A 25302-nucleotide genomic window follows, 5' to 3' on the forward strand; every position below is an offset into this window, starting at 1 on the left:
GATAGCGTAAATCAAAATTCGGAAACAAAAGGGTGGAATACACCCGGAATCATTTAAGATCAGACTTTGTCTCCGTTATTATACAGCACTGAAGCCCCCGTTACCAGCCCCTAGCCGTTTGTTCCCTGCGGAACCTTGTGTTCCGCTTATATTCCTTGGTCTGCTTGTTGACTACTTTATCTGCCAGTAAATATCAGTCAACCCCAAAGCCGCTTTGCGGTGCGCCGTGCGCAGGGTTGACAGATATTTCCTGACAGATATTCTGTAGTCAAGCAGATCAAGGATATCTGTGCGCCTCAGCGCACTTTATTCAAGGGCAGAGGCGTCAGCCTCTGGCTTCCTTTTTAAGCAAGTTTCTGATCTATGATATCTTTAAGCCATTTCATGCTTGTTTTCTCTAAGCCCAACACATGGGTATTCAGTTTATCTGCATAATCCCATCCATTCTGACGTCTCTTTATGTCAGCTATAAGATCATCCTGTTCCTTTCTCTTTGCCTCAAGCGTCTGATGCCTTTCCTGATATCTGAGCAGATCTATGATCTTACCATCGTTTCTTGTATACGCTCTGAGCTTTGAGATGTTATCGCAGCCCAGCTCACTCCATCCCATGGGTCTGCTGCTGAGCCGGTCGCTTAAGACATGGCTTACCTGTCCCTCTGCACAGCACTTCCATGCTCCTCCTGATTCGGTAGATCGGATCTCGATTCCATCCCAGTTGTTCATGAAGTAATCCCGGCTTTCCTTTACCTCTTCGTATTTGTTGCTGCCTTTATCAGTTACCTCAAGTATTGCTCTGAACGCTTCTTTAAGCCCATTCTTGTCAGCTTCATTTATGCATTCCCACATGTATTCTTTCATTTCATCTTCGTTTCCCAGATGGCATACTGATTGGTTCAGGTACTTCATCATGTGGAACTTATCCAATACAAACCGTCCATTCAGAAGAACTTCAGCGCCTGTCCTGATCCATGATGCCCCATCTCCAGCAACATAGATTCTCTCGAGCACATCCAGATCATAGTTGGCGGATATGTAGTCCTGGACTTCCTGCCAGAACTTATAGTTGTTCTCTGATCCTTTATATACCCCACAGAAAGTATGCTTGCCTACAAGCCTGTATCGGTGGTTCTTTGAGTCTTCAGGCGCATCATCTACTACATCCTCAAACAGGACAATTATCTTATCGATTATGGTATTTATCTTATTGCCTGCACTGCTGATTTTCAGGTCACCCTTTTTATCCCAAAACTGCGCAGCAACGTGATCCTCATCTGCAACGATATGGAGATTCTTGAGTTTCTTTTTCTCGGGCAGTTCCTTTATGGGGAAATCAACTACCAGTCCATGAACGATATCCTTGACTGTCTCTTTACTTACCTGATCAGTCAGATTTACTTTCTTTCCAGCCTTGGCATAACTGCTTTCTACCGCTTCCTCGAGTATCTTGGCTGCTGCAGCCATGGTGACTTTCTGGTTGTCATCGAATCCCATGATCAGGTCTAAAAGGTAGATGTATTCTCCTCCTTGCTTTGGTACATAACCTCTTCTCTTGAAAGATATGGTACCCATAACATCAACAAGAGATCTGGGCATATCCTTCTGCTCGACATAATACTTGTTCTTTCTTACAAGGCTCTTGAATATCTCCTCATCAATCTGCTCATATATCTCACTGATAAGCCTGCATCCAAGCTTTAACACACGCTCATGAACATCGTTTGAAAGATCTGCTGCATCCTTCTCTCCATCAAGGAGACTTCTGACATTTTTCTCAATCTCCTTGATATCATTCTGAATAAACTGTAGTATACTGTTGTACATGGAAAGCACCGCCTTTTTAGATTTTTGTCGCAAACTCAATCTTAACATGAAGGCTGGTGCTTTTCCTTTTTTTATTTCTCCGAATCTATATTTACCCTAATTCCAACAATTTAATAGCATTTTCATTAGTTGTTATTATTTTCTCATATTTCCTAATCTTATTTTGTAGTTCTTCTTTTTCATTTTTTAAATTTTCAATGTCGCATTTATATTTGTGTATCAATTTCTTATGTGTTGGGACATCTTTCAATATTGATTCATCAATTTCATCTAGTAACTTTGAGCTTGCTTTACCAACTATAGAATCAATCCTACTTTTGCTAACCCAACGATAACTTTTACTTTGAACACCAGTATTAGTATAAAAACCATCTGATGTATTGGCATCAATAACGTCCGAGAATCCCCTTCCATATTTCTTACTACTACCTGGTACTACCAGGACAAATAAAGTATTCTCTGCGATAATAACTGCAGGATGCTGATATGATGGCTCACTTCCATAATTAGTAGCACCAAAATCTAGCATTACTATAGTACCTCTACCATACTTTTTAGTATTTGTAGTTGGCTTTCTTTGAATCCATTTAGTAGTATGTTCGACCCAATTGCCCATCTCGTATTCAGTAGCTTCTCTGAGCATATCATTGTAATTTAATGCAGATGATGCATAAATTGAATATAGTGTTGTATTATTTCTACCTTTATTAGTCTTTGAATTAGCACCTTTGCTTATTGCTTTTATTGTTGGAATATTTATATGAATCACTTATTTTAAAAACCTTTCAAATTTCAATAAAAATATTAGTTTATGTGATAATCACAACTATTCTTGCGTAAAAATCTTTTTTCAATTATTATATAACCATCGGTTAATATAAAATAACATAACCATTGGTTACTGTCAATAAGGAGTTTTTAAATGAATTTAAATCCGGAAAGACTTATATCAGTAAGAGAATCTATGGGAATCAACAAAACAGAAGCTGCTAAAATACTCAATATGTCTGCAATGGGATATGGACGATATGAAAGCGGTCAAAGGTCTCCTTCATATCAAACAATTTGTTTTATTGCTCAAACATTTAATGTTTCTCCTGAATATCTTTGTGGAGAAACTTCTGACGCAAAGCCGGAAACGATAATAATTGATAAAAATGAAGATGTCCAGATATTTGAATTAGTAGATTCTATGCAAAGGGATAAAGACATTGCAGACCGACTGATAGCATATTATAACAAACTAAGGTCAAATGAGTTGAAGTAATTGCGACACTGATGCACTAAATTTCTCAGTATTAAAAAGCTCCTTACTCTTCATAAATCCCACGTGGGTAATTATGAATTGCAAGGAGCTTTATTTTTTAATATCACTTTATATCCGGTACTTGTGAAACAAAAGAATTAACAATAAATTGGATCTCAGAAAGAACTTTGCCCCCACTCTTGCTTTCTTTCACCTGTACTGTGACGTTGAAGGTATTATTGGAAAATGTAATGCCTCCTTCTTGAATGTACGCTGAGTACTTACCGCCTATGTAGCTTGCAGTGCTGACAAGGTGATAAGGCGTGCCGGTAGTATCTTTAGGAGTTGCATAATATCTAAGGAACAGCTCATTATGCGCCTTCGGAGTAGACACTTCTGCCGATCCGATAGTAAAGGCATAATACCCCATATTAGAACTGGTACTGTAAAAACGTCCAGTAGCAGAATCATATTTGTACACATAACTCAGCTTTTCACGAAGCGCATAAGCTATTGATTCGCAAAGCACATCCGCTTCGCTCTTTTGAATCTGCTCATCATAATGCCTCGCCGCAAGGCTTACTGTACCTGTGAAGATAGACGTCGCGATAACCATTATCAGAGTACAGGCCAAAAGCTCTGTAAGCGAAAAGCCTTTGCGATTATTCAGTTTTCGAACTAACCTCTTAATGTATTTCATAATAGTATACTTTCCTGGTCTCTTTGCCCGATTCCTGTTGTTTGCTGTTGATATCAACTGTATAACTCTTACTGTTTGAGTCATTCTTGAAAACGACCTGTCCGCTTACACTTGCGCCATTCATTGCAAAAGAACTTATATCATCCGCCGCCTTGTTGGCCTTAGCTGAAGATACCAACGCCCCTGCAAGAACCATCATCGACATGGCCGCAATAAGCGTAGCTACAAGAGTCTCTGCCAGGGATTCGCCGTTTCGTCTTCTTATTTTTTGAAAAATAAAATTAACTGCTCGCATTGTTTATCCCTCTCTTGGTGTCTTCGCCATAAATGCTCCATCTGACTTTTGTAAGTTCCTTCGCTTTGCTTCCATCAACGTTATAAATCGTCGCTTCACCTACAAAAGAATTAAAATGCATCGCCGAAGTATAGGCCTTCTCTCCTGCCTTTCCTTTTTTGTAAGAACTGAATGTAGCATCAAAACTCTTGTCAGCATTGACTGTAAATACAATATCAACATCATATCCAACCTGCGTTGGTGAAGTCACTGTGATCTTTGTAGGCACTGTTCCGCTTGCAATCAAAATCAATGCATTATTTATAGGCTCTAATTTCGCCGATTCAGACACACCTGATATGCTCGATGTAATAGTTTCACCAACTTTCGTTAGAACTACATTCTTACCTTCAACTTCCTTTTGAAAAATTCTGGCAGCCGAAGACACAGCAAGATAAGCCTGCTCATCCTCAAGCTGAGAAGCCGAACTTTTTGTGGCAGTCAGGCTAACCGTAACAAGTGAAGCACTTATTACTACAGCCACAAGGAAAACAGCCATTGCAAAAATAATTGTGGCACCTTTATTTGATTTAAGCTTTTTAATCGCTTTCATCAATCATCGCCTCCTGCAGGTTCTGTACTATCATCAGAGCTGCTGTTCAAAATTGCTGCATCATTGGAAGGAGCATCGGGTTCGCCCTGATCATCACTACTTCCTTCATCACTACCTTCATCAGAACCGGAGCTTTCATCACTTCCGCCTTCGTCTCCGCTTCCGGAATCACTTTCATCTGTGGTCTCTCCATTTCCACCATCAGAGCTTTCACCTGAGTCAGGTCCACCTTCATCACCTGAAGGTTCACCGCTGTCTTCTGAAGATCCACCTTCTTCGCCACTTCCTGATTCATCCTGTGGCTGGTCTTCAGGCTGTTGATCATCTCCCTGGGGCTCACCTTCAGATGAACCTTCACCTTCCTGTGACTCGCCTTCAGATGATCCTTCGCCGTCCTGCGGCTGTCTTTCTCCGTTTCCATCTCCGGAGCCTTCACCTTCGCCCTGCTGTCCTTCGCCTTGCTGTTCTTCGCCTTGCTGTTCTTCGCCCTGTTCGCCTTCACCTTCGCCCTCTGTCTCTTCTCCGGTCTCCTCGGTTTCAGCGTCTTTATCCTTATCGTCTTTCTTCTTATCCTTGGCTTCTTCTGCGTCCTCTTCCTTCTTCACATACTCAACAAGGATATCTTCTGTCATAGCAACCGGCTCTTCTGCATCAGGATCATCTCTAAAGTAGCCATAATCCCCTTCTACATAGGAATATGTGCCATCTTCATTATCCTGATACTCTGCATCATCAAGTCTTGCGTATTCTTCGTCTGTGTGCTCGTCATCCCACGGTGTTCCGTTTCTTCCAACCAGGGATTCGCAGCCGGCAAACATATCATCGCCATCTTCTACATTTTCAACATCAAATCCATCACTTACATAGATGCCTCTCAGCTTCTCACATCCTGCGAACATTGAATTCATGTTGGTAACATTCTCTGTATCAAAACCTGTGATGATGATTTTTTCTGTATTTTCACAGCCACTGAACATTCCACTCATATCGGTGACATTTTCGGTGTTGAGGTCAGCCAGATCAATCTCTTCTAGACTAGTGCATCCTGCAAACATAGCGCTCATATTCTCAGCACCAGATGTGTTCGTATCCTCAAAGTTCACACTCTTAAGGTTCTCACAGCCAGCAAACATGCTTCCAAAATCGTTTGCGCCAGAAAGATTACTTTCACTAAGGTTAACACTTTCAATATTTGTCATGCCTGCAAATAACGAACTCATGGAAGATACTGAGGAGAGATTCATATCGCTCATGTTTATATCTTTAAGAGCTTCGCATCCTGCAAAAATACCACCAATTGATGAAGCATTCGACAGGTTCACTCCTCTAAGATCTATGTTCTCAAGAGCTGTACATCCCGAGAACATCGCATCTGCTGATGCTGCACCTGAAAGGTCAAGACCCTTAAGATTAACACTTGTAAGAGCCTCACACCCAGCAAACATGGAATCTGCTGACTCTGCGCCTGACAAATCCACTCCACTTAAATCTATACTTGTAAGATTCGAACATCCGCTAAATAAGCCACTTGCAGAAGTTATGCCTGACAGATTCATTCCGCTTAGACTTATACTTTCAAGTGAATCACAACCTGCAAAGAGATCATCAGCACTTGTGACCGCATCTGTATTCACTCCGCTAAGATCAAGATCTGTAAGACTTGAACATCCGCTAAACAGTGCAGAAATATCTGTAACACCTGAAGTATTCAGCTTGGCAAGTCCGCTTATATCACTAAGATGTGAACATCCCTGGAACCAGCCGTTAAGATTGGTTACTACAGCATCCCCTGCAAAACCATCGTAAATAACTACATTACTGATATTTCCTGCAATATCAGACCACGGGTGAGAGTTATCATTTTCAAGGAAGCCTTTATCAGTATCAGCCCTGTACTCATAAGCAAAATGCTCACCCTCATGTCCGCCTCTTAAGCCTCTTTCAAAATAGAGAGTAAAGAGATCATCCGATGTATCTTCGGTATCAACACCTGCTGTCTGATATGCTCTTGCCCAAAGTCTTGTCTTTGGATCAGTCATATCGCCGTTATCATCCTTACTTGCAGAGACTTCATTAACTCCGCTTTCAAGCATGATATCAAGAAGCTGCTTAAACTCCTCAGGATCTACAAACTCATAAGAGCCATCACCGTTATCCGAAAATCCCGATGATTCATTTATGAAATCATTAACCTTGTCCTGTGTATCAGCATCTGTCCCCTCCAGCATGCCGTTTACATTAAGACTAAAGCCCAGCACGTAATTACCTGCTCCGCTGTTTAACTGCTCAACAAGTGCAGCAACCTCAGGGTCAACCTCTTCAGTTACTTCCGTAGTTTCTTCTGTACTTTCAGGTGCCGCTTCCTCTGCCAGCGCAGTGATACTAAATCCCTGCATTGTCAGAAGACAAAAACCCAGGCTGAATGCAATTAAACACATCATTCTCTTTTTCATAGGCTACTCCTCTCTTGCATATAATGATCCAATTAATATATCGGTCAAATATTCAGTAAAGGACTGCTTTTCACAGTTATTTCACATTATTTTTTATATTTTTATGGCATCATCTCAATCATCGTATGATACCTTATTTGCATTTTGATATTGATTTATAATTTTGTTTATGTTATATTATTTCTCGCATCGCTCAGATGCATTGTAAGAATTCACTCTTACAAGGATTCCACTTTTTTATTTAACTAAGTGCTCCACTAATACAGTTTGCGCAATTACTGTTACTACCAATTATTAGAAAGGTTTATTTATATGTCACAAGAAATCGATTCAAAAGAATTCTATCCCATGACACGTAATGTCATGTTCCACGGTGTATTTACCCGTAATAAAGTCGCACTTGCCGGTCTTGTCCGCTCTGTGCTCCATCTGAAGGAAGAGGATGTAAACGACATCATCTTATTATCCTCTACTGAACCACCGCTTGATGCTGATGGAAAACTCTTCATTCTCGATGTAAAAGTCATATTAAAAGATAAAACCATCATCAATCTTGAAATGCAGACCGATGAAGATGAAGACTGGCCTAACAGATCACTTTCATATCTCTGCCGAAACTATGATAACCTCAACCGCGGTCAGCCTTACGACCAAGTAACACCCACAATTCACATTGGATTTTTGGGTTTTACTCTTTTCAAGAACCGAACAAAATTTTGCTCAACATATAAGCTTTGTGATATCGATGATCAGCACGTTTACAGTGACAAGTTCACTCTAAAAGTAGTACAATTAAAGCAATCAGAGAACGCTACTAAAGATGACAGAGAATTCGGTATTGATCGCTGGGCGAAGCTGTTCCTGGCTACCAGCAGAGAGGAGCTGTTTATGATAGCACAAGACGATGCATCTATGAGTGAAGCTGTTAAAACCGCCATCTTAATGAATGAAGACTGGGAACTTCGAGAGGCTATGATCAGGCGTGAGTTATATAATAAAAAGGTCAGTCGCTTAGAGAAACGTATAGAAGAACAAGATGCTGAAATTGCTTCTCTAGCTGATGAGATTACGCGTCTAAAAAATGAACTCGAAGAAGCCAAAAGGAAATAATCCTTTTTCATGTAGGGATTTCACATCTGTGAAATCCCTTTTTATTTTGTTCTCAAGGTGCAAAAATATAGTCAAACAATGTTCTTCTGTTTCTAACAGTTTTTCCAAGAGCCTCCTTCTATATCTAATTATGAATTAGCTGCTGTGTAGGCTGCTATTGCAGCTTCCGATGTCGGATAAAACGTTCCATCGTAGTAGTATACTGTCTTGCCATTAGCAAAGGTAATCTTTATAATCTGCGATTCATATCCCGAAACTGGTTCACCAGATGCATTGGCAGCGGTAAAGTATCCAGGCTCTAATGAATCTTTTCCTCTATCAATACGGGCATAAATCTTATCAACATGCGCTGAATCATATACAGTAGGATTTGCAGTATAACCACCAGCAATATTCAAGCATCCACTAAACATATCTGTACTTTCAATTACTCCGGAAATATTGAAAATCGATACAGTAACTGTCTGAAGATTACTACATCCCTTAAACATTTCTGTCATATTAGTAGCATTAGATACATCCCACCCACTGAGATCCAAAGTAGTTAATCCTATACAACCCTCAAACATATTTGCTAATGTTGTAACATTAGTAACGTCAAGTTTATCTGTTTCTATAGACGTCAAAGCTGTACAACCTTCAAATAGACGACTCATGTCTGTAACCGTTTCCGTATACAAGTAATCAATACCTTCAACACTGACCAAATTCGTTGCACCGCTAAACCATCCGGCTATAGACGTACCTGGATCTATGCTGGTAGCAAATTCAAACTTTGTAATCGATGTAAGAACATCTGACCATATAGTATTATCTATATCATAGCGTCCATCAGAACCTTTGGTCAGGTATGCTTTCTCTGTTCCTCCTTCACTTGTCTCTATCTTCAATGTTCCATCATCATAGTAATTCACATAAATACCTTTAGCAGTAAAATAGCCTGGATTCTTTTTACTATCGATTCGTACAAACGGACTATAATATCCATATTCATATCTACCTACACTATCACAAACCGTTCCTTCTCCTCCTACCAAGTGACTACAACCATTAAACATCCGTAAAGTCTGGCAATTACATATAAATGCATCTGTAGCATATATAGTCACAAGATTCGTACAACCACAGACCATTTGCTCCATCGATGTTACATTTTGTGTTTCAAACTGCGTCAGATCTAATTCTGTAATTTGTTTACAATCATTGAACATAAAACTCACGTTGGTCAGGTTCTTTGTATTTACAGAACTCAAATTCAAATTTGTCAATACACGACATCCATTAAATGCATAAGACATATTTTCACACTTTGACCAATTCCATGTAGAAATATCAATAGAACTCAAATTTGCACATCCAGAGAACATGTGATCACATGTTTTCATAGCTGAAACATCCCATCCTGTTAAGTCTATATCTGTCAACGCAGAACAATTCGCAAATGCATTTGACATATTTGAAATCAGTGATCCATCCAGCTGATTTGTATCAAAGTGTGTCATCTTAGAAAACCCGCTGAACCAATAATGCAATGATGTAATTTTATATTGCTCTCTGTTGAGGAAGTTTACTGTCTTAATCTGTGCTCTATATTCATGCCAAGGATAGTCTTCCGCAGTTGCATAACCTCCTATATTAACTCTAGAAATATCTTTAATTAGCTTTCCTGCAGAAACAAGTTCATCTCTTTTTGAATTATAATCATTACTGTTACCAGAATAGAAATACATAGCGATCTCACCAGAACCTATGTCTTCTAACAAGACACTACCTGTCTTAGATACATCGGTAAAGTAGCCTGGTTCTCCAGTCTGAGCTTTATCCACTCTTACATAAGGAGCAAATGATGAAACATATCCACCATGGCAGTGTGTTCCTTCACCTCCAACCAATCTTTTACAATTATAGAATGACAAATATGTCGACGTAGTGTCAGAAACGTTAAGGTTATCAGTAGCATAGATAGTTGTCAATGAACTGTCATTAAAGAACATTTGCTTCATAGACTTTACATTTGCCACATTAAACGAACTAAGATCTACAACTTTTAACTTTGTACAGTTACTAAACATATCATCCAAAGTTGTCACTCTTGTTGTGTCCCAATTAAGTACGTTGAGCTCAGTCAAAGAAGAGCAACCATTAAACATTCCTGTCATTTTCTCAACTCTGGATACATCCCATCCGCTCAAGTCGAGATTATTAAGTTTTTTACATCCTAAAAACACATATTCCAGATTAGTTAATGGATAGTCATCCAACTGACTCGAATCAAAGCTTTCCATCGAAGTGAAATTTGAAAACCAATATCTTAAAGATGAAATCTTATATAAATCAGTATCATAGAACTTTACTGCATTGATTCTGCCACGTTCCTCATGCCAAGGGAAATCATCTTCATAGTTATATCCACCAAGATTAAATCTTTTAATATCCTTAACCAGTGTTCCCGTATCATTCAGATTTGCTTTCTTACTCTGATACTGCGTACTATTTCCAAAATAAACATGCATTGTTATATGGTCAGACCCTGTATCTTCCATAAGAACGCTTCCAGTTTTATCTATATCAGTAAAGTAACCTGGATCCCCACTTTGCGCCCTATCTATTTTTACATATTTATTAAAGTTTCCCGCGTAAGGCCCACCACAAATTGTCCCTTCTCCTCCGACTAGCTTCTTACAATTATAATAAGCTAAATATGTAGAAGTTGATGAGCCGGCAATAAACTTATCTTTAGCATAAATAGTAGTAAGGTTCGAGCAATTTTGGAACATATAACTCATATCTTTTACATTTGCAGTGTCAAAGCCACTACCATCCAGCTCTACTATACTTGAACACGCTTGGAACATGTATGACATGTTGGTAACTTTAGTTGTATTTAAAAGATCTATGCCCTCAAACGTCTTCAGACTTGTAAAGCTGTCAAACCAATAACTTGTACTTACAGGTCTTGCAGTAGTACAGAATTTCTCATGAAAAATCACTTTCTTAATCTTTGAAATGTCTGAACTGCTCCAGTTGTCAGTATTACTTCTCCACGGTACAGATGTTCCTACAGCAAATCCATTATCAATATCCCCACGCCATTCATCGATAAAAGTTTCACCACTATGATCAATATAGTAATTCTGTGGACCGCGTTCAAAATACATATTATAACCGCCATTACCATTACTATAAATGCGTGCCCAAAGAGAGCTATAATCTTTATTTGTAAAATATCCCTCATCCGTACTTGTTTGTGGATTACCATTTCTACCATCAATCCAAGCATACATTTTATTAACATTTGTGTTTCCTGCACTCTTATCAGCCCAAGCAGTTCCACAACCTCCGACAAGCTTAGGACAATTCAAAAACATTCCATCTGAACTATTTGTCTTCGTTGTAACAAAATCTTCAGATGCATATATAGTAGTAAGATTAGTACAACCCTCAAAAAGAACGTTCGACTGAATCAAGCTCTTTGTATTCCAACCGCTAAGATCAAGTGTAGTCAATGATGAACAATTCTTAAATGCACCATTCATGTATTGAACATCACTTACATCCAGTTTGGAAATATTCTCTATTTCGGCAAGCTTAGTCATACCGATAAAGTAATTTCTAAGTGAGACTGTGTGTGCATATTTGCAATAATCATCCCTAAAGATTACTTTTTTAATCTTATCTTTATCATTGAAATAATCCCACTTATCCTTTGTTTTCAAATACCATGGAGCCGCATCTGATGAATTAACCTCACTGGCAACTTTAATCAAGAAACCGCCTACGCTATCGCCACGCCATTCTGCTTTTAACGTTCCTCCACCTTGATGATGTGTCTCATCGCCTCGCTCAAAGTACATGTACCAGTTTCCACTACCCATATCATAAATGCGGCAATAAAGACCGGAGATACTCTTATCTGTAAAGTATCCCTCATCCGTTCCTGTGGCAGGATTCAACTCATCTTCTCTACCATCGATCCATGCATAAGTCTTGTCTGTCTTTGCTGTTCCACTCTTATCAGCCCATTTAGTACCGCAGCCGCCGACAAGGACACTGCAGCCCTCAAACATTCCATCATGACTACTTGCATTTGTTGTTACAAAATCCGTAGATGCATAAATAGTCTCAAGTTTTGAGCATCCAACAAACATTTTCGAAAAATCGGTGACATTCGGGGTATTAAATGATCTCAAATCAAGACTAGTAATAACCTTTTGATTCTCGAACATCCAGCTCATATCAACAACATTTGTAGTTACAAAATTCTCACCAAAAATAATTTCTTCAGTACTCCTCGAATCAGGACCTGCAAACATTGACCTTGTATTAACAAGTTTTTCTGTTGTTACCCATTTTGATATGTCATATTTAACATATTTAGTACAAGAATAAAAAGTCTGTCTAAATGAAGTAACTTCACGTACATCAAAATCATTTAATCCTGTTATCGAAGTCAGATTAGAGCAGTAATTAAACATATGACTCATATCTGTAACTTTTGATGTCACAAATTTACTCAAATCAATTGTTGTTATTCCATTCTGACGCTGGAACATACCATTCATCAAAATTACATTTGAGGTATCAAAAAGGCCTTTTCCGCCTTCACCATTACCAAATGTAATGTTAGAAGCTACCGCTCTTCTCCATCCTGAATTTCCATCTTTAATTACAGGTTCACCATCGGCACAGCCAAACATATAGCTGGTGTCAAGTAGCATACTTACACCACTTTCATTTCTTGTATTCCATCCGGTTAGATCATATGAAGGCATAGCATAACAATTGAAAAACGTCATTCTCATACTTGCTACATTACTAACATCCAAATTGTTAATGTTATTAAATGCAGTAACCGCATAGAAATTCTTAAACCAATTCCTCATCGAAAGAGGTTTTGCCATAGATTTAGCAGGTGTAACTTTTGTATCCTTACAGAAATCCTCATCAAAAGTAACCGAAGTGATGCTCTGTACTGTACTAGCTGTCCATCCGGATACATTGCCTGTGCCATCATACTGCCAGGGCGCAATTAACTTAGCCTTCGCAAGTTTTGTCGCATCACTCTGATCGGTATCAGTGGGTAAAACATCACTCTGTCTTAAAAATCCGCTATCAACAGAAGGTGTTGCTCCTGCCGCAACAACACTTCCATCATCGGCAAGCCACTCGCCAACGGTTGTAAGAGTTATTGCACTATTAGTAGGAAGTGCTGATTTTCTACCTCCCTTTTCAAAGAACATTACATATTTGTTATCAGAAGTCTTGTATACTCTTGCATACAAACGATTTCCGGGTCTTTCAAGCCAGTCACCATAATGTGGAAGTGTAGTGGTCAGCATTTCAGGTAACTTTGCTGTGAGTAAATTATCAGAAATACACGTCGGCGCAAGTCTTGAAGGAGTCTTATCAGTTAATTCTCCATTTTTACCAGCTATCTCCTCAAGGGATGCGTAAGATGATTTATTCGAGATCTGGCTTGTCTGATTCTTTATATAATCACCATCGCCACCATAGGTATAAAAGGTTTTATCATCAACAGTACTACCATCAGCGGCTATAAGACATATATATTCCTTCAAAGAGGAATTCGAATTTATGGGCTTAGCGTCGCTTGGATATGAGGACACATATCCATCACTAAACGTAAGATTTGTAGTATTGAACTTATTAGTATCCCAGATATTGTCATAGTTCATAAGGCTATAGCAACCTGTGACTGTAGCCTGATTAAGACAAATTCCAGCAACTTTCACCGCTCTCGTGCAATTAATAAAACCTGCAGCATATGAATTATCAAAAGTTGATGCAGGATGACAGAATGCAGCCAGACCAGCAACGTACTGACCGTTAATATAGCAATCTGCATAAGAATTCTTTACAGAGAGCTTATGGACATCATTAGCAGAATTAGTTCCACTTCCTACCAGACCACATGCAGTACCATCGTTACCATCTGAATAAATAGTTGTTGCTGCATAACAGTTTTCTATAGACATAAGATTATCTGCTTCACTTACGCCTATCAGTCCTCCACTACAGGTATCATAAATATTTGAAGAAACTCCACCATGTAACCAAATCCAGCTCATGTTCAAAGATGCATTAGCATAGGATGAAGATGAGCTTCCTACAGCATTACTATTTATGTATTTCTTAGCCAGACTTAAATTTGATTTATCAAAAATGCCATTATTTCCAATTCCAGCATCCTTATATCTTGCAAGAGAATCAGGGCTGTTATATGCGCCTGAATTCTCTATAGTCCCATCCTTACATATGCATCTTCCAACAAAACAGCCTGCATATCTTTGACCACTTTGAGAATATAAAGATATCCTTAAGCCATCAGTATAGCAATCCGTGATACTTAATTTATTTAATGAGGTATAGCCAACAAGCCCTCCACTTACTGTTCCGCCTCTGATATTTCCTACAGCTGTTTGAGAAACTCTACATTTAGCAAAAGAGCCTTCATTTACGTTATTATTGATAACATAACCATTAGTATCACTGGCAAGTCCAATCATGCCACCTGTATAACAGCCGTTTTCTATTCCCAAAATTATACTTCTTGAAACAAAGCATTCATTAAGCGTTGCACTTTTCCTTGCATGACCTATAATGCCACCCAGAAAGCCTTTATCCTCTGCAGAACTATTTACTTGTCCCATTAAAAGGATTGACTTTTCCACCTGACAGTCGACAATCTCTATATCACTATAAACTTTTCCGATAATCGATCCTACAGCAGTTGAAGTTTCGCCTGAAGGAATACTGCCCGCTCCCCTTGTATAATCAACTGTTAACCCATAGCAAAGTACATTATTTATGCTACTACCATAATATTTTCCAAAAATTCCAGCATTTATCTTTCTGTTTTTTTCTGTATTAGAATCAGCCTTTTCGCACACAGCTCGCAATGTACCATAGTCCACCTTAATATTCCTAATTCCTTGTATGGTGGATGTACTGCTTATAAGTTTAGTCCCATCTGCTGCACTACCAGCAAAAACAACACCACCATCAAATGAAACAATACGTGAATTTATAACAGGAGAATATGTAAAAGAACTACCATATAATCTTGCCCAGTCCTCATTGTAAGTTCTGTTCATGGCAGCTGCCTTTAGAACACCGGACATTCCTCTTAGTGCTGCCTGTTCATCGGACAGCCCTGATATAGTGGCAGCATCTGCAACAGTTTGAGCATAATTATAGTCAATAGTCTTTGTCTGTACTACATTAAGAGTTTTATCCGTTGCTTTATCAGACATTCCGGAAATTGCTGCATCAAGATTTTGCAGATGGCGGCCATAGGCAATCTTTATCTGGTCCGTACCTGCATTAACGATTTCTCTGCTTTCAAAAAGGGAATTGGTTTGGGCAGATTTAACCCATCCATTATTATCATCTTCGAAAAATACTGCTTCATTTTCAGCATCGCCGCCGGTAATATTTGCACTATTAGTAAGCGAAGCCTCGACACCAACGCAAGTCGCTGATATTTCTATAAGGATATCTTCACCGGGAATTATTCCGCTTTCGCTTGATTTTACTACGTTCTTAAACTGCTTATTATTTGCACTTAGATTATCAAGAACTACATAGTCTCTGTAAATGCCTGGTACCTGTTCATTTAAACCTGCAATAAAACAGTTCTTTTGAACTCCTTGATATGTAAATTTACTTAATTTACTTGGAGTTGCGCTTAATTCCGTGACATCAGTGGTGCCATTTTTTAATTTACCAGGATTTGCAATAGTAATTGACGCACCAGAAGTAAGCCCAGTGATGCTGAGCTTATAATTAACATTTTTGGGATTTAAATAACTTCCATTGTAAAAACCTGGATTATTCTTGTAATCAGGAATCTGAATGTAGACGCCTACTCCGAGTTCTTCCTTGTTTTCAACCTTCAGAGCAGCATACATTTTATCAGAACTAAGACCGGCCGTATACGGAAGTTCATCCATATCACCGCCGTTATAATAACCTACTTTTCCTTCTTTACTTTGCCATACTGTAGAATAATTGCTAACATCATACTCTTCGAAAGCACCAGCATATGAATTATCTGCTGTTGTACAGTATACATAGTCTATATGACAATTATCGTTCTTGGTTTCATATGCTATAAACCATTTTGCAGAGCTGACCTCTGCACTTATTGTATCAGCAGGTAGTATCAAATCTTTTAAAGGATCGTCCGGCGCATCAGTTACATGATCGTTCGTTTCAAGACTTACACCGTCGACCCAATAAGCTTTTTGAATATTTCTTTCCGCAACAAGGAAGATGGTTTCCGCCATCTTATCCAGAGATTTTTGCCTGGTGCTCTTTATCATCCTGTTTGCCGAAATTGCCGCAACAGCACCAAGGATCGCTATAATTGCTATAGCAATCAATACTTCTGCAAGAGTGTATCCCTTTTTGTTGTTTGATCGAAATATTCTATTTTTCATAACGCCCCTCAATTCTTTTTCTGGCTGTTAGCCTTTTTTCACTCCCCTGTATTTACAGGCTCTGCAGTTTTATCTTCAGGAAGATCTGAATCTGCTTTTCCTCCATACATTGTCTCGTAGAAAGTAGCTACACAGCTCACATCTACTTCACCTTCGAATAAATCCGCATCGCTTTCTACAGGTCGTATTATTAAATCTCCGATAAGACATCTGATTTCGCTGTTTTCCAGAGCCTCTAATATCTTCTCTGCTTCGTCATAGTTTTTCGCTGTGAAATTCAGAGAGAAGTTCCTTCTTATCTGATTTCCTTCCTTTGTTACATCTGTAAAGCTGACAATGTAATCAAGGGTCTGATTAGATAAAATCCCATGAAGAAAATCAAGCTCCTGCTTGGATGAATTGTAGCTTGGCATAAGTGAAGGCTTTTTACCGCTCTTTTCAATCTCTGCCATCTCATCCTTCATTCCTGATATTTTCTGCGCCTTGGCATTGATAATCGCCAGATCCTCTTCCAAGGTTGCAGCTCTTTTATCAGCTATATCGATACCATCTGATACCGGCTGGTGTACAAAAAGGAAATAAGCTGCTCCAATGATGATCAGAATCAGAATTACAAATAATGTTTTTTCTCTGGCTGTAAACCCTTTGGTTATCTTCATTTTCCCCTGCCTCTTTCTTTTCCCTTTGCTAGTGGATTCTTAAGTAGTTGTCATTCATCTTCTTTTGATGCATTATTTGAATCAAGATAAATCTTCAGCTGTGCTTCAACTATGATGTCTCCAGGAACTTCTGTTATTACTTCATGAGCATTCTCATCTAACGTAACTTTCTGCATTCCTTCTGATTCAAGCTTTCTGGCATTATCGACTCGAACACTTTCAACTATCTTCTGACCATCCAGTGATTCGCTAAGTTCGCTTACACTCTGAAGCGTATCTGTGGTTATATCTACAGTAAGGACATTTTCTGTCAGGAAAATCTGCTTAACAATAGCCTTGCTGCTATTGATGAACTTCACAAGCTCTGTGACTTCCTTCCTGCTTATCCTGTCCTTTTCCTCATCTGTCATGTCTGTCCAGGTGTAATGATAGAATTCCTCGGCAAGCTCATCTCCTGAGTTTATGAACTGATTTCCTAGTTCAATCTGAGTCTCAAGGTCTTCAACATTTTTCTGAGCCCTGGCGAGACTACTGAACCTGTCTATCACAAGGAATTTTGCTGCCAGTAAAATAACGAGGATCACTGCTGCTATAGCGCAGAGTACTGCGCCGATGTTGCTCTTTTTCTTTTCCTTCTGCTTTCCGAAATTGATGTCATAATCAATACCTGAGCCGGATAAGTCTTTCTTGTCATCCAGGGACAGCAGGGAGCCGACTGATATGCCAGTAATGTTAAGGTCGCCATCATGGTCGTACTCGGGAAATGACTCTGCCATGGTCTTTACATTCATGTTGAGTCTTTCTTTTAAAAGAGCGATCAGCGGCTCTATAAGTGCGCCTGCTCCGTAAACGACAACGTCTCCGAGTCTTGATGTCATATCTGACATTTCATAAAAGTTAAAGCCCTTAAGTACCTCAAGCGAGACATCCTTATACGCATTTATTACGTTCTCATTCCTGTCGCATTCCTGGAACCTTGTCCTGAGGTAGGTCTTTGCAAGCTCCATATCCACGTTCATGCTGTCTGCGATGGCCCTGATGATGTACTTTTCACCGATATCTATGACATGTGAGAGCTTGTATTTTCCATTCTTATAGATCTGCATCCTGATGGTGTTGTTTCCGATATCAAGGAAGCACCTTTCCTTTTTGCGCTCTTCTTCGTCATAGAGTTTTATCAGGTCCTCGATGACATACAGCTCGGGAACGGTCTTTATCAGCTTAAGTCCTGCTACTGACAGGATGTCTGCCAGGGTGTTGTAGTACTCTAAGGGGATCGCCACTGCAAGAAGGTCCATGGTGGTATCATTCCCCTGATCATCAGTGTTGATGTTCCTTACTGTGTAATCATAGAGATAGTCCTTAAGCTCACCCTTTATATAGTCCCTGAATTCATAGGGAAGGTTGACCTTTAGCTGCTCGTCGTTCATCTTTGGCATGTTGATCTCGCGTACAAGGACCTTCTCACTACCGATAATGAAGACTGCCTTCTTGGCCTTCATCCCGTTTTCTTTCATGGTGTCTTTGATGAACTGCGCAAACAGATTTTTGGAAATGATCTCACTGCTCTGCGCGACATTTTCGGGTATATCAACCCAGGCTGTAGATAAATTTTTGCCTTTGAACATGGCAAGTGTTAATCTTCCATGAGCCACATATACGCCAACTACGCCATCTTGTTTAGCCATCGTTCTCTCCCCTCTATGTGAGTAGATGTAAATACCGTTTTACTACTTTTCTTAAAAAACATCAGTTTATCATCTTGAAAACTCATTACTTACATATAGTTGTACATACTGAACATTGCCATGTAGATCGAGATGACTATGAAGCCTGCAAATACAGCAAGGAAGACAAGAACTGCGGGTTCAAGCATTGCGATTGCTGATGCTACGGCCTGCTCAAGCTCGTTATCATAATATTTTGCAACTGTATCCAATGTAGCCTTCATCTCACCTGTCTCTTCGCCGACACCTACCATATCGGTGAGGATATCAGGGAAACAGTCAGCTTCTCTCATGGAATCAACAATGGTTCGACCTTCTTCTATTCTGGTGACCATGTTGTGTGTCTGCTCTGCGATAAGAGCATTTGGCATGACCTTGGATGTGATCTCTACAGCCTTGGTCATCGGAAGTCCTGCCTGGATCATGGTAGCCATGGTGTTGGCAAAAAGGCTTGCTGAGTTAAGTTCAGCTATGTTTCCAAGAACCGGAAGTGCTAACTGAGCTTTTGCAACGTTGATCGCACCCTTTGGAGTTTTCTTATACATGGTAAATGCGATGAACAGTGCAATTGCTATTATGATGAAATATACGAAGGTTTTTCTTACAAAGTCTGACATCGCTATCAGCATCTGTGTCATGATGGGGAGTTCTCCTCCCATGTCAGCAAACATAGCAGTAAAGGTGGGAACGACTTTTACCATCAGGACGATCACTACCACGATAGCGATCACAAATACAAACGCGGGATATGTAAGGGCGCCTCTTACCTTGGCTCCCATCTTGGTCTGTTTGTCAAAGTGCTTATATACTGACTCAAAGGCCCCTGCGAGGTCTCCTGCCTCTTCACCGGCCTTGATAGTCTCACAGAAAGTCGGAGGAAGTAATCTTCCGCCATGATCCTCAAAGGATGCTGAAATGGTACGGCCTGCTTCAACATCTTCTGCCACGGATACAAGTAGCTTTTTGAGGAACTTGTCAGTGGTCTTGTCCTCGATAAGCTTTACTGCCCTTGCGATCGGGATACCCGCAGAAAGAATAGTTGAAAACTGGCTGCACATCAGTGTAAACGCCTTGGAATTGAGCTTTTTGCCTCCAAGATCCGCAACAAGGAATTTTGGAAGTGTGATCCCGACGCCATTTTTTACTTCCTTTATGGAAATGACCGCGTTATATTGATTTCTTATCTTGGCTGTGGCCTCAAGCTCATCGATGGCTTCGATAAGTCCTGATACTTCTCGCCCTCCTGATGCTAATGCCGTGTATTTGTAACTGTTCATAGTTCCCCCTTTTTCGCGTCATAATCCACGGAAAGTTACATCATGTTTCTGTTCACAAAATCCTTATTGACTGCGTAATGCAGTGCATTTTCTCTTGTTATCTGTCCTTTTTTCACCAGCATGATAAGTGCCTGGTCCATGGTCTGTCCGCCTATCTCGGCACTTGTTGCCACTGCATTTGCTATCTGCGGAGTATTACCTGTTCTGATGAGATTTCTGATAGCATCGGTAACTATCATGTACTCTGCTGCAAGAGCTCTTCCGCCGCCTTTTTTCTGTACAAGTTGCTGTGTAAGAACAGCCTGAAGAACCATTGAGAGCTGAAGTCTTATCTGCTGCTGCGCTGCCTCAGGGAAAACCTGAACCATACGGTCGATGGAATCTGCTGCGCTTCCTGTGTGCAGTGTTCCGAAAACAAGGTGTCCTGTCTCAGCTGCAGTGATAGCTGTCTCTATGGTGTCTCTGTCACGCATCTCACCGATAAGGATTACGTTGGGATCCTCACGGAGGGATGCCCTAAGTCCCATTGCAAAACTCTGGGTATCTTTGCCAACTTCACGCTGGTTGATAGCACATTTATCCGGTGTGTACATGTACTCAACCGGGTCTTCCAATGTCACGATGTGACGCTTATAGTTGTGGTTTATGTTGTCCATGATGGCAGCAAGGGATGTTGATTTACCTGATCCTGTCTCACCTGTTACAAGGACGATACCTTTATGGAGCTTTGGCAGTTCCATAACCGCCATGGGAAGTCCCAGATCTTCAAGTCTCGGTATATGCTCTGAGAGAATACGAAGCGCAAGGCTCGGTACTCCCTGCTGTTTAAAGAGATGGATACGGCAGCGGTTTCCTGCAAAGCTGTCAGCTGCATCAAGTTCGCCTGTTGTGAGAAGCTCGTTGTAAGCTTCATCTGTCTTTGCCAGTTCTTTTGCAAGGGCAAAGCATTCTTCCCTAGTTACAGGCGTTTCGTCCATGTTTTCAAGGTCGCCGCTTTTTCTGTACTTGGGCGGTAGATTGCAGATAACATGTATATCTGATGCGCCGTCTTCTTTTGCTTTTGTAACCAGCTGCTCTATAGTCATCATGGTTTGGTACCTCGTATAAATGATAATTAGTCGCTTTCGTTGGTGATTCGCATTACTTCGTAAACTGTTGTTACGCCTTCGAGAACCAGCATAGTTGCAGCTTCCTTCAGGGATACGAAACCACTTCCTTCCTTGTGAAGCTCTGCTTCGATTGCACCGCGGCCTGCTTTTTTATAGATCAGGTTTCTGATCTCGGGAGTGATCATCATAATCTCAAATACTGCGATTCGTCCCTGATAACCTGTGTTAAAGCAGTGCTGGCATCCTTTACCATGTTTAAATTTGGTTCCCGGCTGGATCTTAATGCCAAGCTTAGTGATTTCTTCTTCCGTAGGATCGTATTTCTCTGCACAGTAGGGGCAGATACGTCTTACAAGTCTCTGAGAAATTACTCCCCTGAGCGTTGCTGATACGAGGTACGGCTCAACGCCGATATCCTCAAGTCTGTCTATGGCTCCGACCGCATCATTTGTATGGATGGTACTCATTACGAAACGTCCGGTAAGAGCTGCTCTCATAGCAATCTCTGCCGTCTCGCCGTCACGGATCTCACCGATTGATACGATATCGGGATCCTGTCTGAGGATCGCTCTAAGACCTGATGCAAAGGTCATGTTAGTCTTGGGATTTATCTGAACCTGGTTAAGTCCGTCCAGGTTGTACTCGATAGGGTCTTCCAAAGTAACAAGGTTTACATCCCTTGTGTTCAGCTCATTCAGCATTGCGTACATGGTTGTTGTTTTACCTGAACCTGTAGGTCCAACAAGGAGCATTACGCCGTTGCGGTAGTGGATGAGCTTTTCATATTTTTCCATGTCATCGGGACGAAGTCCCAGCATTTCTTTATCGATGTTGGTGTTGGATTTATCAAGGAGTCTGAGAACTACCTTCTCGCCCCATGCGATGGGAAGCGTGGATACACGCATGTCTATGCTTTTTCCTGCAACGCTTACAGAAAAACGTCCATCCTGAGGAATACGTCTCTCGGCAACGTCCATGCCGGACATGGTCTTGATACGTGCAATAACTGCAGGAGAAATGTCCTTTGGAACCTTCAGGATGTCTCGCATGATCCCATCAATTCTCATACGTACGTCCATGTCGTTTTCCCTGGGCTCTACGTGGATATCTGATGCACGCTCCTGAGCTGCTCTTTCGATTATTGAATTAACAAGTCTGATCGTAGGCGCAGAATCAGCGTCGCCTTCAAAAGAATTTGATGAAATGACAAAGTCGAAGTTCGCATTTGGGCCATCATCGTAGTCCGTGCCTCTGTTGAATTCTTTTTTATAATCAGCAATAGCCTGCTTGGCACCTTCGTTACCATACAGGGTATTTATCGCTCTCTCAACTGCGACCTGGGTAGAGATCATGGGTACGATCTTAAGGTTCGTGACTTTTCGCACCTCATCCAGAGCATAGTAATTAAGAGGATCATCCATGGCTACATAAAGCGTATCCCCCTGCTTCTGGATTGGAACCAGATGGTTCTGTCTGGCTGTGTTTTTCTGAACAAGCTCCGCCATTTCAGGCGCGATAGACACTCTGGCAAGATCGACATAGTCAACCTCCAGCTGAAAAGCCAGTGTCTTGGCCATGTTCTCAGGAGTCACGATTTTATTACTTATAAGAACTTCACCAAGTTTTTCCCTAGTCTGCTTCTGCTTGTCGAGTGCGAATTCAAGCTCTTTCTGAGTAATAAGCCCTCTCTCAATAAGAAGATCACCGATACGTTTCTTTGCCATAACTTCCCCCTCATCGTAAGTAATGTGCAATGTTTATATTCTTAGAAATCATTTGAAAACTGAATAAAACACGCCTGATGATGACAAAATCTCCAGTATGTTTTATTCAATTTTCAACGTACGGTTTATGATATTTTTCTTTTCTGAATAAATGGATATGCATAGCAGCTACATCCTCATAAAATGTAACTGCTATGCTTTTGTTTTTTATCCATTAACTATGGGGATATCCACTGCGATGAGATATTCCCATCCTTGTCTACTGTTATCAAAAGATACATGCCTTGATGTTCTTTTGATGAACCGTATGGCTTTACTGACATTCTTGCGGTTCTTTTGTCCACAAATTGTTTCGTTTCCGTGTCAAAGACCGCTGTGAATGGCTTGTAGTTTTTCTGGTACTCGATACTGGCCTGATGCTCTGCGTAAATCTCCTGCTGTGTATCAAAGTCATAAAGCTTACTGTTTAAGTTATCTGATATCAGCATCACAATAATAAGTGCAAATACACCGAAAGTCAGAAGAATTATAATGAACGTAATTCCTGATATGTTACGCGCATTCATTCACTAAATCGTTCCTTTAATACTACTTGTAGCCTTATCCGTTTACGAATAAACTATATTTTATTTACGAGCCCAAAGACCGATGTAAATAAATATATAAATTTACTTATAGTATTTAATACTTAAACTACCATCACTAGCAATAGTAACATCTGCTTTTCCACCCTCATTGGGGATAGTACCGGATGCTACAGTAATTGGATTTCCTTTACTATCATTAAATGCTGGTGCTGTTTCCCATCCATTCTTTTTTTGAGTCAATGTAACAGTTGCTGTATATCCAGTAGCATCAGGCGTATCAGCAGACAAATACTGTAATGTTACGTCAGAAATAGCATTTCTAATATTTGCTGCATCAGTTGCCTCTCTTGCTTTCTCTAACTGGTTATTGAATATCGGAATACTAATAGCAACAAGAACTGCAATGATAGCAACAACGATCAACAACTCCGCAAGAGTAAAGCCTTCTCTCTTATTAAGTCTCTTAAGCATTTTTTTCATAACTTTCTTTCTCCTTTTCCTCATAAAAAAGTTTTTGGTTTCTAGATGCTTATTTATCCCAACGCTTCACAAGCGTAGTGATTCGATAGTTGATGAAGATATTCAGGAAACTTTTTTCTTTTCTTTTTCCTGCTTTTTCTTCTTTAACTGGAGTTTGATGACCCAGACCATGCCGATTTGATTTAGCTTTTGGACTTCCGCAGCTTTTATAGTGGGCTTTCCTTTTCTATGAGAAAATTTCCCTCGCTGTTCAGATATCCACTGTCCAAGCCTGTAACCTTCGTCTGTTACGTAGTCTGTAGGGATCATCAAGTCGCCATGTTTTTCATAGTAAGCTTTGGCATCCTCATACCATTCATCCCAATCTCTTTGGAAGGAAAGTGCCCATTCCATACCAAGATTTTCAAGTTCCTGTATCTGGGTATCTGTAAGTTCACCCCGCCAGTAGAGTCTTCTTTTCTCTACAATCCAATTTCCAAGGTGATATATTCCCTGCCTGTAATCTCTTGGAACCAAAAGATTACCATTTTCTTCTTTATATATAGCGAGCTGCTCTAGCCACTCGTCCCACTCGAATCGATATTCAAGGCGCCAGGTCATTCCTATTTTTTCCAGGAGCTTTATCTCCGTATCTGAAATGGTGCCTTTTACGTGAGGCGAATTGTTGTATTTCGCTCTCTGCCTACTGATCCATTTTCCAAGCTTATGACCTTCGGGTGTCGTATAGTTTGCCGGAACTATGAGATCCCCGTTCGCCTCGTAATACTCCCTGGCAAGTGCATACCATTCATCCCAATCAAGCCTTTTCCCCTTAGTGGATTTTGATACTCTGTCCACTGCCCCCTCCATCTTTTTGCAAGTAGCAACGGAATATAAATTCTGTTGCTATTTGCAAATAAATAAAAGGAAAATGCATAAAGATCCTGATAAAACGCAAAAAGTACACCAAAAGTATTGTCTGAAAAAAAGAAAAAACAAAAGAAATTTTCAAAAAAATCCAGAAACACCGACAAAAATACAAAAAAAAAACAGAATAAAAGTAGGAAACAGAAAAACAA

Annotated in this window: 17 protein-coding genes; 2 read left to right on the forward strand and 15 right to left on the reverse strand. The window is 40.2% G+C overall.

What is annotated here, in order from left to right; translation table 11 throughout:
• Nucleotides 1–344: 344 nt before the first annotated feature.
• On the reverse strand, nucleotides 345–1823 hold the full coding sequence (locus tag G603_RS0108040) for an ISLre2 family transposase (RefSeq protein WP_026669892.1): 1479 nt from the start codon (nucleotides 1821–1823) through the stop codon (nucleotides 345–347).
• Nucleotides 1824–1914: 91 nt separating this feature from the next.
• Nucleotides 1915–2592 carry a type II toxin-antitoxin system PemK/MazF family toxin gene (locus tag G603_RS0108045; protein WP_026669893.1) on the reverse strand — a complete coding sequence of 226 codons (678 nt, stop codon included), beginning with the start codon at nucleotides 2590–2592 and terminating at the stop codon, nucleotides 1915–1917.
• 153 nt (nucleotides 2593–2745) lie between these two features.
• Between G603_RS0108045 and G603_RS0108050 the strand changes: the two genes are divergently transcribed.
• Entirely contained in the window at nucleotides 2746–3090 is a 345-nt protein-coding gene (locus G603_RS0108050) for a helix-turn-helix domain-containing protein (RefSeq protein ID WP_026669894.1), read from the forward strand.
• 103 nt (nucleotides 3091–3193) lie between these two features.
• Here G603_RS0108050 and G603_RS0108055 read toward each other — a convergent pair whose 3' ends face one another.
• Genes G603_RS0108055 through G603_RS0108070 form a run of 4 tightly spaced genes read right to left on the reverse strand, consistent with a single transcriptional unit; the run spans nucleotide 3194 to nucleotide 7109 of the window.
• Entirely contained in the window at nucleotides 3194–3769 is a 576-nt protein-coding gene (locus G603_RS0108055) for a type IV pilus modification PilV family protein (RefSeq protein WP_026669895.1), read from the reverse strand.
• The gene (locus G603_RS0108060) at nucleotides 3756–4064 is read right to left on the reverse strand and encodes a hypothetical protein (protein WP_026669896.1); all 309 of its coding nucleotides are present in this window, start codon (nucleotides 4062–4064) and stop codon (nucleotides 3756–3758) included. The genes G603_RS0108055 and G603_RS0108060 overlap by 14 nt, the downstream gene beginning before the upstream one ends.
• Nucleotides 4051–4656: a hypothetical protein gene (locus tag G603_RS0108065; protein WP_026669897.1), complete on the reverse strand. Its 606-nt coding sequence runs from the start codon at nucleotides 4654–4656 to the stop codon at nucleotides 4051–4053. Before G603_RS0108065 ends, G603_RS0108060 begins: the two co-directional genes overlap by 14 nt.
• Nucleotides 4656–7109 carry a BspA family leucine-rich repeat surface protein gene (locus G603_RS0108070; RefSeq protein WP_026669898.1) on the reverse strand — a complete coding sequence of 818 codons (2454 nt, stop codon included), beginning with the start codon at nucleotides 7107–7109 and terminating at the stop codon, nucleotides 4656–4658. Before G603_RS0108070 ends, G603_RS0108065 begins: the two co-directional genes overlap by 1 nt.
• Before the next feature lie 312 nt (nucleotides 7110–7421).
• On the opposite strand from G603_RS0108070, the gene G603_RS0108075 reads away from it, so the two are divergent.
• Nucleotides 7422–8219, forward strand: a complete 798-nt coding sequence (locus G603_RS0108075; RefSeq protein WP_026669899.1) for an Rpn family recombination-promoting nuclease/putative transposase — start codon at nucleotides 7422–7424, stop codon at nucleotides 8217–8219.
• Nucleotides 8220–8347: 128 nt separating this feature from the next.
• Here the strand turns inward: G603_RS0108075 and G603_RS0108080 are convergent, their stop codons facing one another.
• The 9 genes from G603_RS0108080 to G603_RS0108120 all read right to left on the reverse strand — a co-directional run bounded on the left by G603_RS0108080 (nucleotide 8348) and on the right by G603_RS0108120 (nucleotide 25081).
• Entirely contained in the window at nucleotides 8348–16681 is an 8334-nt protein-coding gene (locus G603_RS0108080) for a BspA family leucine-rich repeat surface protein (RefSeq protein WP_026669900.1), read from the reverse strand.
• Between the two features lie 38 nt (nucleotides 16682–16719).
• Nucleotides 16720–17340, reverse strand: coding sequence for a type II secretion system protein M (locus tag G603_RS0108085; protein WP_026669901.1), 621 nt, complete (start codon nucleotides 17338–17340; stop codon nucleotides 16720–16722).
• 50 nt (nucleotides 17341–17390) lie between these two features.
• Nucleotides 17391–19028 carry a pilus assembly protein PilM gene (gene pilM / locus G603_RS0108090; protein WP_026669902.1) on the reverse strand — a complete coding sequence of 546 codons (1638 nt, stop codon included), beginning with the start codon at nucleotides 19026–19028 and terminating at the stop codon, nucleotides 17391–17393.
• A gap of 89 nt (nucleotides 19029–19117) precedes the next feature.
• Nucleotides 19118–20344 carry a type II secretion system F family protein gene (locus G603_RS0108095; protein ID WP_026669903.1) on the reverse strand — a complete coding sequence of 409 codons (1227 nt, stop codon included), beginning with the start codon at nucleotides 20342–20344 and terminating at the stop codon, nucleotides 19118–19120.
• Nucleotides 20345–20379: 35 nt separating this feature from the next.
• Entirely contained in the window at nucleotides 20380–21432 is a 1053-nt protein-coding gene (locus G603_RS0108100) for a type IV pilus twitching motility protein PilT (RefSeq protein WP_242834854.1), read from the reverse strand.
• Nucleotides 21433–21458: 26 nt separating this feature from the next.
• Nucleotides 21459–23177 (reverse strand): GspE/PulE family protein, encoded by a 1719-nt coding sequence (locus G603_RS0108105; protein WP_026669905.1) that lies wholly within the window; start codon nucleotides 23175–23177, stop codon nucleotides 21459–21461.
• 218 nt (nucleotides 23178–23395) lie between these two features.
• On the reverse strand, nucleotides 23396–23743 hold the full coding sequence (locus tag G603_RS0108110) for a hypothetical protein (RefSeq protein WP_026669906.1): 348 nt from the start codon (nucleotides 23741–23743) through the stop codon (nucleotides 23396–23398).
• A gap of 102 nt (nucleotides 23744–23845) precedes the next feature.
• The gene (locus tag G603_RS21450) at nucleotides 23846–24244 is read right to left on the reverse strand and encodes a prepilin-type N-terminal cleavage/methylation domain-containing protein (protein ID WP_051207637.1); all 399 of its coding nucleotides are present in this window, start codon (nucleotides 24242–24244) and stop codon (nucleotides 23846–23848) included.
• A 102-nt stretch (nucleotides 24245–24346) separates the two neighbouring features.
• Nucleotides 24347–25081 (reverse strand): helicase associated domain-containing protein, encoded by a 735-nt coding sequence (locus tag G603_RS0108120; protein WP_026669907.1) that lies wholly within the window; start codon nucleotides 25079–25081, stop codon nucleotides 24347–24349.
• Nucleotides 25082–25302 lie beyond the last annotated feature (221 nt).

The sequence above is a fragment of the Butyrivibrio sp. AE3006 genome, assembly GCF_000424165.1.
Classification (GTDB): Bacteria; Bacillota; Clostridia; order Lachnospirales; family Lachnospiraceae; genus Butyrivibrio.